At 64.4% G+C, this 14,036-nt stretch carries 13 protein-coding genes; 5 read left to right on the top strand and 8 right to left on the bottom strand.

Annotated features, from left to right (window positions below; translation table 11 throughout):
• The first annotated feature begins 151 nt into the window (after positions 1-151).
• Entirely contained in the window at positions 152-1,240 is a 1,089-nt protein-coding gene (locus tag ACWGTO_RS10635; RefSeq protein WP_454574810.1) for a hypothetical protein, read from the top strand.
• Here the strand turns inward: ACWGTO_RS10635 and ACWGTO_RS10630 are convergent.
• The 7 genes from ACWGTO_RS10630 to ACWGTO_RS10600 all read right to left on the bottom strand — a co-directional run bounded on the left by ACWGTO_RS10630 (position 1,235) and on the right by ACWGTO_RS10600 (position 9,173).
• Positions 1,235-1,789, bottom strand: coding sequence for a gluconokinase (locus tag ACWGTO_RS10630; protein WP_454574809.1), 555 nt, complete (start codon positions 1,787-1,789; stop codon positions 1,235-1,237). The two genes, ACWGTO_RS10635 and ACWGTO_RS10630, sit on opposite strands and share 6 nt — an antisense overlap.
• A 2-nt stretch (positions 1,790-1,791) precedes the next feature.
• Positions 1,792-2,778, bottom strand: a complete 987-nt coding sequence (locus ACWGTO_RS10625) for an ABC transporter permease (protein ID WP_454574808.1) — start codon at positions 2,776-2,778, stop codon at positions 1,792-1,794.
• Positions 2,775-3,755: an ABC transporter permease gene (locus ACWGTO_RS10620; protein WP_454574807.1), complete on the bottom strand. Its 981-nt coding sequence runs from the start codon at positions 3,753-3,755 to the stop codon at positions 2,775-2,777. Before ACWGTO_RS10620 ends, ACWGTO_RS10625 begins: the two co-directional genes overlap by 4 nt.
• Positions 3,752-5,299: a sugar ABC transporter ATP-binding protein gene (locus tag ACWGTO_RS10615; RefSeq protein ID WP_454574806.1), complete on the bottom strand. Its 1,548-nt coding sequence runs from the start codon at positions 5,297-5,299 to the stop codon at positions 3,752-3,754. Before ACWGTO_RS10615 ends, ACWGTO_RS10620 begins: the two co-directional genes overlap by 4 nt.
• 81 nt (positions 5,300-5,380) lie before the next feature.
• Positions 5,381-6,505 carry a sugar ABC transporter substrate-binding protein gene (locus ACWGTO_RS10610; protein WP_454574805.1) on the bottom strand — a complete coding sequence of 375 codons (1,125 nt, stop codon included), beginning with the start codon at positions 6,503-6,505 and terminating at the stop codon, positions 5,381-5,383.
• Positions 6,506-6,825: 320 nt separating this feature from the next.
• Positions 6,826-7,854: an HTH-type transcriptional regulator GntR gene (gene gntR / locus ACWGTO_RS10605; protein ID WP_454574804.1), complete on the bottom strand. Its 1,029-nt coding sequence runs from the start codon at positions 7,852-7,854 to the stop codon at positions 6,826-6,828.
• A 149-nt stretch (positions 7,855-8,003) separates the two neighbouring features.
• A complete protein-coding gene (locus ACWGTO_RS10600; RefSeq protein WP_454574940.1) occupies positions 8,004-9,173 on the bottom strand; it encodes an MFS transporter in 1,170 nt (389 codons plus the stop codon).
• A 228-nt stretch (positions 9,174-9,401) separates the two neighbouring features.
• Between ACWGTO_RS10600 and ACWGTO_RS10595 the strand changes: the two genes are divergently transcribed.
• The 4 genes from ACWGTO_RS10595 (at position 9,402) to mocR (ending at position 12,590) form a co-directional block, all read left to right on the top strand.
• Positions 9,402-9,689, top strand: a complete 288-nt coding sequence (locus ACWGTO_RS10595; RefSeq protein ID WP_454574803.1) for a DUF3175 domain-containing protein — start codon at positions 9,402-9,404, stop codon at positions 9,687-9,689.
• 112 nt (positions 9,690-9,801) lie between these two features.
• Positions 9,802-10,713: a myo-inosose-2 dehydratase gene (gene iolE / locus ACWGTO_RS10590; RefSeq protein WP_454574802.1), complete on the top strand. Its 912-nt coding sequence runs from the start codon at positions 9,802-9,804 to the stop codon at positions 10,711-10,713.
• A 202-nt stretch (positions 10,714-10,915) separates the two neighbouring features.
• Positions 10,916-11,122, top strand: a complete 207-nt coding sequence (locus ACWGTO_RS10585) for a LacI family DNA-binding transcriptional regulator (protein ID WP_454574801.1) — start codon at positions 10,916-10,918, stop codon at positions 11,120-11,122.
• Between the two features lies 1 nt (position 11,123).
• Positions 11,124-12,590: a rhizopine catabolism transcriptional regulator MocR gene (gene mocR / locus ACWGTO_RS10580; protein WP_454574800.1), complete on the top strand. Its 1,467-nt coding sequence runs from the start codon at positions 11,124-11,126 to the stop codon at positions 12,588-12,590.
• A 19-nt stretch (positions 12,591-12,609) separates the two neighbouring features.
• On the opposite strand, the gene ACWGTO_RS10575 is transcribed toward mocR, so the two are convergent.
• On the bottom strand, positions 12,610-13,854 hold the full coding sequence (locus ACWGTO_RS10575) for a DegT/DnrJ/EryC1/StrS family aminotransferase (protein WP_454574799.1): 1,245 nt from the start codon (positions 13,852-13,854) through the stop codon (positions 12,610-12,612).
• Positions 13,855-14,036: the final 182 nt, after the last annotated feature.

Genomic DNA, 14,036 nt, shown 5'->3' with positions numbered 1-14,036 from the left:
CACCGTGGCCTGCCGGCGCCGATTGCGCGCCCGTGGCAGACGCAGTAAAGCGATTTTAGGACGCGCGCAAGAACAGGTGGACACCGATCGGATGAGGCTGCCGTGGCTGGGAAAATCCCGGAAAGCCGATCGGACACCATCGTCCGCCGTCATGTACCACACTGAAATCATTGCCGACGTGCTGGTGCCCGATCGCGCCGAACATGTCCGCTTCTTCAGCCGGAAGATCGTTCGGGCAGGCAAGTTGCGCACGTTCAACAACCGGGATCTTCGCGAGCTGCTGCTGGCCGCCTTCTATCTCGGCGTCGCGGCAGTGCTGCCGGTCGGTTGGTGGGCCGCGATCTGCAGCCGCGTATCGGGGCTGCGCCTCAAGCGCCATATCCGCAAGGATTTCGTGCGCTACGCCGCCGCGACGCGCGCGGTGCTCGGCAATGGCATCGATGCACAAAAGCAGTTCCGGGCCTTGCTCTACGCCAACCATCGCCGGCGCCTGCTGCTTGCCGTGCATCTCGTCGGCCGCCGCTGGTCCCCCGATATCCAGCTGGAGGGCCTGGAAGGCCTGCAAGCGGCGCTGAAGCGCGGCCACGGCGCCATCATCTGGTGCGACCAATTCACAACCCAAACCATCATCGGCAAGCGCGCGCTCCATGAAGCCGGCATCGAGGCGCACCAGCTCAGCGTCAGCGCTCACGGCATATCCGACTCGACCTTCGGCCTGCGCTTCCTGAACCCGCCGATGGTCCGGGTCGAGAATCGTTTCCTGAAAGGCCGGATCGTCTTCGATCGCAGCGACGCCTACCAGGTCACCGGCCGGATCCAGAAGATCCTTGGCAGCAACGGCGTCGTGCTGGTGACCAACACCGTGCATGCCGGCTCGACATTCACCGAAGTCGGCATTGGCGAAAGCGGCTGGACCCACCTCGCCTCGGCGCCGACGAACTTCGCCGCCAGGGGCAAGTCGGCGCTGTTTTCCATGTCGACCTTCGAGACCGACCCGTTCCGCCAATACCGTGCCATCCTGAGCTCCGAACTGGTGCCGGCCCCGGCGGGAACCGGTGAGCCCACGACAAGGACCGGCGGCGCCAAGAACATGGCATTGCAGGCCGAGTACATCCTGCTCAAGCGCGACCGCTTGCTGGAGGCGCTGAAACTCTATCCCGAGCAAATGATGGTCTGGTCCGGCCACGACCGGTTCACCGAACGACCGGAAAGCGCCTTGCCCGATGACGGTGGTTCATGATTTTGCGCCGGCCAGCAGGCTGGCAACGGCGGTGACGATGCCGGCCACAGGAAGTGTGGCGTCGACCGTGAGCGCCTGCTCGTCGGCGCCAGGTGGCTCAAGGATGGCGAACTGGCTTTCGACCAGGCTGGCCGGCATGAAATGCCCCTTACGGTTGGCGACGCGCCGCTTGGCGGTGGCGGGATCGATCTCCAGATAGACGAAAACGATGTCCCGGCGGAAGCCGCGCAGCCGATCGCGGTAGCTGCGCTTCAGCGCCGAACAGGCAGCGACTACGCTTTGGCCGCTGCCGGCCAGGTCCGCGATCTGCTCGCCAATGGCATCGAGCCAGCCTTCGCGAAGCTGATCGGTGAGCGGCTCGCCGCTCGCCATGCGCGCGACGTTTTCGGGCGGGTGCAGCCTGTCGCCTTCGACAAAGACGGCCCCCTGCGCTGCTGCCAGCGCCTTGCCGACGGCCGACTTACCGCAACCGGCGACGCCCATCACTACAATGGCCCGAGGCGCCGGGCCGGGAGCGCCCGTTGGCGCTTTTGCCGTCTTTTCGTCCACGGTCAGCGGCTTGCCGGCGCGCGGCCGTAGAGCAGGAGCATGGCGACGATGACAACACCATAGATAATCTGCCGCCCCGCCTCCGGCATCTGCATGACCGAAAGAATGGACTGCAGGAGCGTGATCAGGATGACGCCGGCGACGGTGCCGAGATAGGAGCCGCGACCACCGAGGATCGAGGTGCCGCCCAGTACCACGGCGGCGATCGACGGCAGGAGATAGGCGTCGCCCATCGACTGCGCGGCCTTGGAAGCATAGCCGGCGAGAAGCACGCCGCCAAAGGCCGATAGGCCACCCGATATGGCGAAGGCGATCATCACCACGCGTCTTGTGTCGACGCCGGAGAGATAGGCGGCACGCTCGCGGTTGCCGATGCCGTAGACGGTGCGGCCGAAGCTGGTGCGGGTCAGCACGAACACCATTGCAGCACCGATCAGCGCCCAGATGATGACGGCATTGGGCACGCCCGGAATGGTAAAACCTGTCGCGAGATAACGCATGGCGCCGGTGGCCGAATCCTGTGGCGAGAAGCCACCTGTATAGACGACCATGAGCCCTTGCGCGACGGCGTTGGTGGCGAGTGTGATGATCATCGAGGGGATGCGCAGATAGGCGACGCCGATGCCGTTGACGATGCCGATCATGATGCCGCAGAAGATGCCGAACGGGATGGCAAGCGCCACGCCGACGGGGCCGTAGGCCGCAGCCGCGGCCGCCATCATGGCGCCGACCGCCACCGACCACGGCACCGACAGATCGATCTGGCCAAGCAGGATGACCAGCATCATGCCTGTGGCGATGACCCCGAGGAAAGACGCCACCTTGAGCTGCTGCAACAGATATTCCGGCGACAGGAAGCTGCGCGAATAAAGGCTGCCGAGAAACAGCAAGAGCACGATGCAGGCAAAGGCGGTGATAACTGCCGGATCGGCGCGGCGGATGAATTTCGGCATGCGCCCGGCGATGCCGCCGATGGTCGTCTCGCTCACAGGAACCACTCCAGCCGGTTGCGGACCCGAAACAGGGCGAAAGCGCCGAGGCTGACCGCAATCAGCAGGACAACGCCCTGGAACAGCGGCTGCCACAGCGGGTCGAAATCGAAGACGAACAGCAGGTCGCCGATGGTGCGGAAGGCGAGCGCGCCGAAGATGGCGCCGATGGCGCTGCCCTTGCCGCCGAACAGCGAGACCCCGCCCAGCACCACGGCGGCGATCGAAAACAGCGTATAGGCGTTGCCGCTGGCATAGGCGGCATCGCCCGTATAGGTGAAGAAGGTCAGGAACAGCCCGCCGATCGCCGCCAGCAGCCCGGCAAGCGCGTAGGCGGCGAACTTGCCGCGCCGGATCGGCACACCTGACATGTAGGCCGCCGTCTCGGAGGAACCCGCGGCGTAGGCAGCACGGCCCAGCACCGAACGGCTGAATGGCACCCAGACGATCAGCACCACGGCGAACAGCGTGACCAGGCTCGCCGGCACGACGCCGAAGAGGCGCCCGGTGAGCGCATCGGCCAGATCCTCATTGACCGAGCCGCCCGGAAACGGCCTGAGCAGCAGTGCGATGCCGAAATAGACGGCTCCCGTGGCGATGGTGGCCACGATCGGCTGCAGTCGGCCGTAGATGACGATGGCGCCGTTGATCGCGCCGCACAGCAGCCCGGTGCCGAGCACGGCGACGACGCCGAAGGCGGTCTCGAGGCCGGTGCCGATGACCAGCCAGGAGGCCAGGCAATTGGTCAGCGTGAAGATCATGCCGACGGAAAGGTCGATGCCGGCGGTGATCACCACCAGCGTCTGCGCCATGGCGACGAAGGCGAGCAGCACGCCCTTGTTGGAGGCCGTCTGCACGACATTGGCGGTAAATCCCGCCGGATGGTTCGCGGTGTAGATCGCGAACATGACGATGAAGATGGCGAACGCCAGCAGCGTTCCGCGTTGTTCGGCAAGCCAGTAGCGCCAATCCTTCACGCGTCCGCTCCATGCCTGGGGGTGGCGTCGCCGCCATGGATGTTGAGCGCGCTGGCGATCAGCGCCCGTTCGGTGATCTCGGCGCCGACCAGCTCTCGCTTGACCGCGCCGTCATAGAGCACCAGCACCCGGTCGCAGCAGCCGATCAGCTCGTCATAGTCGGTCGAGTAGAACAGGATCGCGGCACCCGCATCCGCAAGCTTGCGCATCAGTTGGTACAGCTCTTGCTTGGTGCCGACATCGATGCCGCGCGTCGGATCGTTGAGCAGGATGATGCGCGGCTGGCGCATCAGCCATTTGGCGATGACGACCTTCTGCTGGTTGCCGCCCGACAACGCGCCGACCGGAATGTCGAGGCCGGCGGTCTTGATCGCCAGCAGCCCGACCATGTCGTCGATCAGCCGCTGTTCGGCGGCGCGGTCGATGATGCCGGCTTTGGACAGCCGGTCGAGGGCGGCGAAGGAGAGGTTCTCGCGAACCGTCATCGGCAGCATCAGCCCTTCGGTCTTGCGGTCTTCCGGGATCAGCGCCATGCCGACTCCGTTGTCGCGCGCCGCTGCCGGGCTGGCGATCGAAACCGGCTTGCCGTCGATAAGGATCTGGCCGCTGAGGCCGCGCAGCACACCGAAAAAGGCAAGCAGCAATTCGCGCTGGCCTTGCCCGTCCAGCCCGCCGAGACCGACGACTTCGCCAGCCCTGACGCTGAGCGAGATGTCGTCCAGCCGGTCCGTCCAGGAGAGCTTGCGCGCCTCGAGAACCGGCGGGGCGGTGTCGAGCGCCCGCGTCGGCTTCGGCGGAAAGATGTGGCTGTATTCGCGGCCGATCATCAGCTCGACAACCTCATTGTCGCTCTTGGTGCCTGCCGCATAGGAAGCGACGGTGCGGCCGTTGCGAAACACCGTGCACTGGTCGGCGAGTTCGGCGATCTCGTTCATCCGGTGCGAGATGTAGAGCAGCGCCAGCCCTTCGCGACGCAGCCGCTTCAGGACCGCGAAGATCTTGGCGACATCGGCGGCAGCCAGCGCCGACGTTGCCTCGTCGAGGATCAGGATGCGGGGCTTCCTGGCCAACGCCTTGGCGATCTCGACCATCTGCCTTCGTGAAAGGGGAAGATCCTTGACCAGCGCCAGCGGGTGGATGTCGGCCGCACCCGCGCGTGCCAGCGCCTCTTCGGCAATGCGGCGCTGGGCCTTGCGGTCTATCATGCCGAACCATGTCGGCGGGTCGGAAATGACGATGTTGTCGGCGACGCTGAGCTCGGGGACCAGCGACAGTTCCTGGAAGATGCAGACGATGCCGGCCTGGTTGGCCGCGGCCGGCGAGGCAAAGCTGACCTCACGCCCGTCCAGCGTCATCGTGCCCTCGTCGGGCGCTACCACGCCGGCCATGACCTTGATCAGCGTCGATTTGCCGGCGCCGTTTTCGCCGAGGATGCCGTGGATGCTGCCCGATGTGACCGAAAGTTCGGCCTTCTCCAGCGCACGCACGCCGCCATAGCGCTTGGAAATGCCTTCCATGCGAAAGAGTGGAACTGCACCGTCCATCAGCCCTCCGGGGCAGTTTTGTGGATTGAGATGGCAAGCGGTTCGGCGCCGCGGAGCATCCCGCGGCGCCGATCGTGCAGCCTATTGGTCGGCCTTGGTCTGGCCCATGATTTCCTGCGCGGTGAAATTGATGCCGCAGGTCGGGAAGGAATTGCCGACGAAGAAATTGTCGGACTGGTCAGGGAAGTAGTCCTGGCCTTCCTTGAAGTTTGGATCCTCGACGATGGCGAGCGGCAGCTTGACCGATTGCGGTACGACCTGACCCTCAAGCGCGGCGATCGCCGTCTTGATAGCGACCGCGACCTGGGCAGGGCCAGTGCCGGCCGAGGAGCATTTCAGGCCGTCCGCCGCGTGCGCCGCGCAGAATTTGCGGAAACCGTTCTCGGTTTCGCCGCCGAACGGCACGAACGGATGCTTGGCGTCGATCATCGCCTGAACAATGCCTGTGTCGCCGCCCTGGCCGGTTATGCCGACGAACGGACCATTGGTGGCGATCGCGTCAGCCGTGACCTTCTGCGCTGTCGGATCATCCCACTTGCCGGCGACTTCGGTGACGTCCCATTTCTTGCCCGAGGCGTCGAAGACCTCATGGATGCCGTTGTGGCGGTCGGTATCGACCGACGTGCCGGCAACGCCGCGCACTTCAAGTATCTTGCCGCCATCCGGTATATGGTTGATTAGCCATTTGGCCCACAGTTCGCCAAGACCCTTCTGGTCCACGTTGACGTTGATGGCGTCCTTGGTGTCGAGGATGTTGTCGAAGGCGACCAGCACGACACCGGCTTCCTTGGCGCGCTTGATGACCGGCCCGAAGGCGGTCGGATTCTGCGCGTTGACGACGATGGCGTCAAAACCGGAATCGATGAAGTTATTGATCGCCGAGATTTGCGCCGGCACATCCTCGCCGGTCGATACGACCTTGAATTCCTTTAACTTTGCCGCGACGTCCTTCTGCGCAGCATAGGCCTTGGCCGTCTGAATCATCTGGATGCGCCAGGTGTTGGCGATATAGCCGTTGGCGAGCGCGATGCGGTATGGGCCTTCCTTCTTGGGGAATTTGAAGAACTGTGTATCGGCCGCCCACGGCGCGAAGCAGTCGGGCTCGGCCGCTGGTCCCTTGACGACTTCAGGTTCGGCCATCGCCGACGAACTCAACATGACGAATGCAGTGGCGGCAACGATGCCGCCAACGAATGACTTGATCATCGATATTCCTCCCGTTTGCAGTTCTGTTTGATGCTGCTGCTTGATGCTGTTGTCGTGGTGATTTTCCACGTCCGGCGACGGCTCCGCAGCCTTACCGGTGGCACGTCTCAAGGGCCCGATGCCGGCCCGATCCCCTCCCCCTCGCCGCCTCACGGGCGAGAAATGAAACCTAGCATATTATACATAATAAACAAGATGAGCTGTTGCTTATGTATAATAAACAGGCTTGGCTCCCTCCACCAAAGTGCCTGCTTGTCAAAAATGGTAGCGCTACCATGACGTTGTGTAAAGCACGATTTGCTGAAGGCTCGAAAGCATTTTCAGCGTGCCGTGCTCAAGCGCGGCTTGAGCTCGAAACCAAGGTCGACGACCCGCTGCTCGGGCCTTCGCCCAGCGATCGCCGCCAGCGCCATGGCAACAGATCGACGTCCGATTTCATAGCGAGGAGTGCGGATGCTCGTGAGCGGCGGGAACGCCGCCTGCATCATCTCAAGATCGTTGAAGCCGACAATGCCGATCGTCTTCGGCACGTCGAGTGCGGCGCTATGGCATTCGAACAGAACGCCGAGCGCGATATCGTCATTGTTGCAGAAGACGCCGTCGAGCGCCGGCATCTTGGCCAGCGCATCGCGAAGCAGCTCGCGGCCGAGCGTCACGCTGGACAACAGCGGCGTGGTGGTGATCAGCCGCGGGTCGAACAGGCCGGCCTTCTCCATTGCGGCGCGATAGCCGGCCAGGCGCCGTTGCGAGCGCGGATCCATGCGCGCGCCGATGAATCCGATCCGCCGGTAGCCCGCCTCGATCAGATGCTCGGTCGCTGTCCTGCCGCCGTCGAAATGCGAGAAGCCGACCAGCATGTCGACCGGGTCGGGCCCGGTCTCCATCACCTGCACCACCGGACAGCCGGCGCTCTCCAGCAGTTTTCGCGAGGTCGGCGTCTGGTCGATGCCGGCCACGATCAGCGCCGCGGGACGCTGCGGCGCGAACACCTGCAGCAGGCGTTCCTCTTCGAGGCCGGAATAATGGGTGTTGCCGAGCTGGACGCGAAACGGGCCGTCCGACAGGCTGTCATAGATACCGCGCACCACTTCGGCGAAGACGTTGTTGGTCAGCGACGGCACCAGCACGCCGAACACATCGGCGCGCGCCGAGGCCAGCGCCCGTGCGTTGGGATCCGGGACATAGCCGAGCTCCTCGACGGCGGCCAGGATCTGGCGGCGCAGATCCTGGCTGACGCGGTCGGGTTCGCGCAGCGCCCGCGACACGGTGATGGCGCCGACGCCGGCCTTGCGCGCAACATCGGAGATCGTCGGGCGGCCGCCGCCGCGGCGCGAGCGTGGCTTGGTCATAGCCCTGCCCCTTGCGTCGCGCGCGATTGCGGCTTCGTCGTCTGTGTCGCCATGTTTGCCCGGCTTCCCCACTGCGCCATGCCGCTTGGCGTCGCGCAGCAACTGGCGATTGTCAAGCCAACGCGGATTGCGGCCGCCGACTGACGTCCTCAGGCCGTAACCATGGCCGGGCGCCCTGCCCTCCACATCAGCAAAAGGATGGCCGCCACGTTGACCAGGTTCCACGCGATGCCGTTGAGAAACGCTGCCGCGTAGGAGCCAGTCAGGTCGTAGATCCAGCCCGACATCCAGCCACCGATCGCCATGCCGAAGATGGTCGCCATCATGACGATGCCGATACGCTGGCCGGCCTCCCTCGCCGGCAAATATTCGCGCACGATGATGGCATAGCAAGGCACGATGCCGCCTTGCGACAGGCCGAACACCAGCGACACGACATAGAGCGAGGCGAGCCCGTCGAACGGGATGTAAAACAAAAGCGACAGGCATTGCAGCACGGAACCGATGAGCAGGGTTTTCACGCCGCCGATGCGGTCGGCGACAAAGCCGGAGGCGAGCCGGCTGACGACGCCCGCCGCCATCATGATCGACAGCATGTCGGCGCCATGCGCGATGCCGTAACCAAGATCCATGCAATAGGCGACGATGTGCACCTGCGGCATCGACATTGCCACGCAGCAGCCTAGACCGGCGACGACCAGCAGCACCTGAAGTGCCGCCGGCGAGATTGAAATCGGCTGCACAGGCCGGCTTCCGGGCGAGCCTGCCGCCGCGTCGGGAGCGCCGCGCCGCAGCAAAAGCACCAACGGTATCATGGTGAGCAGACAAAAGATGCCGATCGCGGCATAGGTGAAGCGCCAGCCTTCCGCGTTGATCAGCGTCGGCATGATGGTTGGCCACAGCGCTCCGGCGAGATAGTTGCCCGCCGCCGCCGCCGTGACGGCGACGCCGCGTCGACGGTTGAACCAATGCGAAATGTCGGCGATCAACGGTCCAAAGATCACTGATGAGCCAAGTCCGATAAGCACCCCCTGGGCAAGGGTGAATTGCAGGATCGACGTCGACGCCGCCGCGAGCAGCAGTCCGGCGGCGAGTGCCATCGATGAGATCAGCGCCGGGATCCAATAGCCCATGCGGTCGATGGCGCGGCCGACCAGCACATTGCCGGCGGCAAAGCCCACCATGGTTGCGGTGTAGGGCATCGATGCCGCCGCGCGGTCGACGCCGAATTCCGCCTGCACGGCCGGCAGCACCACCACGACGGCCCACATGCCGACCGCACCGATGGTCGCCAGCAGCATCGAGATGGCAAGCCGCATCCAGGCATAGGAGCTGTCGATGCCGGGGCTGCTCGCCTGATTGGCGACGGTTGAGGTCAAAGGCGTTTCCTGTCTGCGGTTCCGGGAAGTCGACCACGCTGGCGCCACTATCGGCGCATTCGTGGCGACGGGCAGCGCCACAGCGCTCCGATCCGTGGCTCCAGCGCCCAGGCAATTTCTTCGGAACCGGCAACGCCGTGCCGAGTTTTCGACGAGAAGGAGTTTGCCATGACCGCGAAGAAAAAATGGTCCGCCGACGTGACCGAACACAGCGATGCGATGGACCTCGAGGAGCACATCTTCGAAGCCGACGATGCCAAAAAGATCGCGGCGTCGCTCAAGCGCTCGGCCGAACACAGCGACCGCCGCAAGGCCGAGCCCTTCCAGTCGGCCATGTCGATGCTCAATTTCTACATCAACCGTGCCGGCAAGAACCTGCCGCAGAAGCGCCGGAAAGTGCTCGAGGACGCCAAGGACGAACTGCGCGCTGCTTTCGGCCGGCAAGAGCAGCATTAGTCCTCGCGATTGGTTCTGCCGAATTCACCTCAACTGGACCTAGTGACAGGTCCTCTTTCCCTTCAGTTTGCAGCCTCGGCATTGCTTTCCCCCAAGCCTGCAAAGCAGCGGCATGACGGTCAAGATCGGCATCAATCCCATCACCTGGAGCAATGACGATGTTCCCGAACTCGGCGGCGACACGCCGCTGGAGACGTGCCTGTCGGAAACCAGGCAGGCCGGCTATCGCGGCACCGAGCTCGGCGGCAAATTTCCCAGGCGAAGCGACGAGCTCGGAGCGATCCTGTCCTCCTACGGGCTGGAGCTCGTCTCCGGCTGGTATGACGGCCGCATTCTCGACCGCACGGTCGACGAGGAATTCGCCGCCATCACCCCGCATCTGACGCTGCTGCGCGACCTCGGCGCCAAGGTCGTCGTCTATGCCGACACGTCGCGCGGCCGCCATGACGGCATTTTCGCGCCGATCTCGCAGCGGCCGCGCCTCACCGATGGCGAATGGGCCGCCTATGGCGAGAAGCTGACCGAGCTCGCCGATCGTATGGCCGCCTTTGGCGTCGGCATGGCCTTCCATCACCATATGGGCACCATCGTCGAGACTGACGACGAGGTCGGCAGGTTGATGGCGACGACAGGAAAAAGCGTCGGCCTGCTGTTCGACACCGGCCATTGCCTGTTTTCGGGCGGCGACCCGGCCTCTCTGTTGCACCGGCATCTCGACCGCGTCGTGCACTTCCACTGCAAGGACGTCCGCGCGGCCGTGCTCGAAAAGGCGCGGCGCGAAGACATGAGTTTCATGGCGGCGGTGATGGAAGGGATCTTTACCGTGCCCGGCGACGGTTCTGTCGACTTCCTGGCATTGCTGAAGCCTCTCGCAAAGCGCGGCTTCGAAGGCTGGATCGTCGTCGAGGCCGAACAGGACCCGACCAAGGCAAATCCCTTGACCTATGCCACGAAGGGTTACGCTTCGCTTCTCGCCACGGCCCGCAAGGCCGGGTTCGAGGTAGCGACACGAGACTTGGCCTGACCACCGCCGGGGGGCTGGTGGTTGGCCGGTTGGGCGCGCGCCTCGGTAGGGGTAGCGACGCGAAAGCGCCCGGCGATCCGCGCCGCCATCCTCCCCTGGCGGCGCGGATCGCATAATTCGGCTTGGGGAGGTCGGACTTTCCAAGGAGTTTCCAGCTTGAGGCTGGCGGCAAGCCGTGCCTTGATGCAGGTGGAGGAGCGACATGGCATTCGAGGCGGCAATCGGCATGGAACGGCTTTGCACCATCCGTGAGATTGCGCAAAAGGCGGAACTCGGCGCGGCCACCGTGCATCGCGCGCTGAAGAACAGCCGCGAAGTCCGTGCCGAAACCAGGCGGCTGGTGCTCGAGACCGTCTGCCTGCTCAACGAAGAAAAGATCGCCCGCGCAGCCAGGTTCGTCGGAGACTAGCTTGGCCGACCACATGCGCCTTTCCCTCGACATCATGTCGGTCGACCGCGCCTCGGACGAGCCGATGCACCGGCAGATCTACGGTGCCTTGCGGCGTTTCATTCTGGACGGCCAGATCCAGCAGAACACGTTGCTGCCGTCGACCCGCTCGCTGGCCGAGGATCTGAAGGTCGGCCGCAACACGGTGATTGCCGCTTACGACCAGCTGCTCGCCGAAGGTTTTATCGAGGCGCGCGCCGGGTCCGGCACCTGGGTGGCGCCGATCCAGCAGAAACGCCCGCCGGCCTCGCTGCGGGCTGGCCTCGCCGCTCCGCAAAAATTGTCGCGGCGCGGCCAGACCATCGTCAACGGCCCGCAGCCGCCGCGCAACGCCGGCGTCATCAACTTCCACCCCGGCGTACCCGAGACGGCGTCCTTCCCTTTCACCATCTGGTCGAGCCTGCTCACGCGCAATGCGCGCAGCCGCGACGAAAACCTGCTGGGATATCTCTCCTTTGCCGGCCATCCCGGCCTGCGCCAGGCCATCGCCTCGACCATCAGCCTGTCGCGCGGCATCAACTGCACCGCCGACCAGGTCATCGTCGTTACCGGCGCGCAGGCAGCGCTCGACCTCGCCTCGCGCGTGCTGATGGACGAGGGCGATCATGTCTGGATGGAGGAGCCCGGCTATCTCGGCGCCAAGAGCGCCTTCCTCGCCAGCGGCGCCAAGCTCGCGCCGTTAAAGGTCAACCGGCACGGGTGGCACCTATCCGATCCCGATCTGCCGCCGCCGCGGCTGATCTATGTGACGCCGTCCTGCCAGTGGCCGTTCGGCACCATCATGCGCATCGAGGAGCGGCTGCAGCTGCTCGACATCGCCGAACGCCATGGCGCCTGGATCGTCGAGGACGATTATGACGGTGAATACCGTTTTCGCGGCCGGCCGGTGCCGGCTTTGCGTGGCCTCGATCACGCCGACCGCGTCGTCTATATCGGCTCCTTCGGCAAGACGCTAATCCCGGCGCTACGCATCGGCTACCTCATCGTGCCGCGCGAGTTGTCGGTGCCCTTCGACCGCGCCGTCTCGATCACCGGCCAGTTCGCGCCGCTGATCCTGCAGGCGACGGTCAATGACTTCATCACGCAGGGATATTTCGCTACGCATCTTAAGCGCATGCGCCGGCTCTATGCGCGCCGGCAGGCCAATTTCGTCAAGCTGTGCCAGGAACATCTGTCCGAATGGCTGACGGTGGCCGAGAACGATTCCGGCATGCAATTGTTGGCGAGTTTCACAAAGCCGTACAAGGACATCGACGTCGTCGTCGCCGCCGTCAAGGAGGGGCTGGACGTCCAGGGCATTTCGATCAATTACCATTCGAGCGAGCCCGAACACGGCCTGCTGCTCGGCTACGCCGCGATGGACGAGCGCCAGATTCTGCGCGCTGTGCTGGCGCTGCGTGCCGCCTTCGTGCGGCTGGACCGGCAATAGCCGGTCCAGCCGGCGTGCCTCAATTCACACTGTCGAATTTCTGCAGATCGACGGGTGCGGCCTTGCGCACCTCGACATCGTCCAGCGAGGCGTGTTCAAGCGCTACTCGCGCGGCCGCGTCGATGTTGTGGATCATGTCGTCGATCTCGGCATCGCTGTGTGCCGGGTTCATCGCCACCATCACCGTGCGATTGAGGATGTCGAGCGAGCCCTTGCCGAGATCGTCGGCGTAGGTCAGCCGCAAGCCCTTGTTTTCCGGCAGCGTGTAGGGGTTGAGCGCCGGATGGTGCGCGCCCTCATGCATCAGCACCTGGTCCCACTGGGTGAAATTGTGTCGGCCGGTCTTGCCGGCAATGACGCTCGGAATGGTCTTGGAGAAAGTCTGCGCCGCCTGTTCGCTGGGCAGCAGATACATCACCTGCGCCGCGCAATCGTCTTCCGGGCTGTTCATCGGTGACGGCGTCAGGCCTAGATTGCCGAGATGGCGGGTGCCGGCCAGCACCTTCTTCTTCTCGGCCCGCATCGCCTCGATGATGCCGTCGAGCCGGTCGAGCTGCACGTTGAGCATCGCGCCCATCAGTTCCGAGGCGCGCGCGCCGATGCCGGCGAACGGCTTGATGCTGTCGTTGCGGCCCTGCCAGTAGAAATGGCAGGGATCGATGGCGCAGCGCGCACGCTCCGCCACCTTCGGATCGCTGGTGGCGATGCCGCCGCCTTCGCCCGAGGTCATGTTCTTGAAGTAGTTGAAGGAGTAGGCGCCGGCATGGCCGATGGAGCCAAGCTTCTTGCCCTCATAGCCGCCGCCAATGCCCTGGCAGACGTCCTCCAGAACCAGTAGGCCGCGCTTCTTGGCGATGTCCATGATGGCATTCATGTTGCAAGCCCCCCCCCACATATGCACAGGAATAACCGCCTTGGTGCGCGGGCCGATTGCGTCGCGCAGGGCTACCGGATCGATGGTCAGGCTTTCGTCGATATCGACGATGACCGGAATGGCGCCGACTGACAGCACGGCGGTAGCGGTCGCCATATAAGTGTGCGCCGGCACCAGCACCTCATCGCCAGGCCCGATGCCGAGCCCGATCAGGCCGGCGGCGAGCCCATAGGTGCCGCTTGCGGCAAGCGCAAAGTGCTCGACGCCGAGATGCCTGGCGTAGCGCGCCTCGAAGCGGTCGCACTCGCTGTTGTCACCATAGCGAAACAGTGCGCCCGAACGGATCACCCTGGCAATGGCTTCGATCTCTTCTTCGCCGGCGGTGTACATGGCAAGTCTCCACTTGATGGTGGCACAGGTCTACGCTTGCCGGCGCGGTTTGAAAGAACCACTCCGCCGCGATCGGACCAAGCCATCCCGGCCTTTGGCAAATCGTATCCATCCGAATTCGCTGAAGTGGCCCTGTTGGAACAACCAGTTTGGGCGTTCCATCGCGTCCAGTTGGGCAAACG

The organism is Mesorhizobium sp. PL10, from assembly GCF_053714315.1.
The sequence above is the reverse complement of the archived record's forward strand: the minus strand, read 5'-3'. Positions and strand labels throughout refer to the sequence as shown.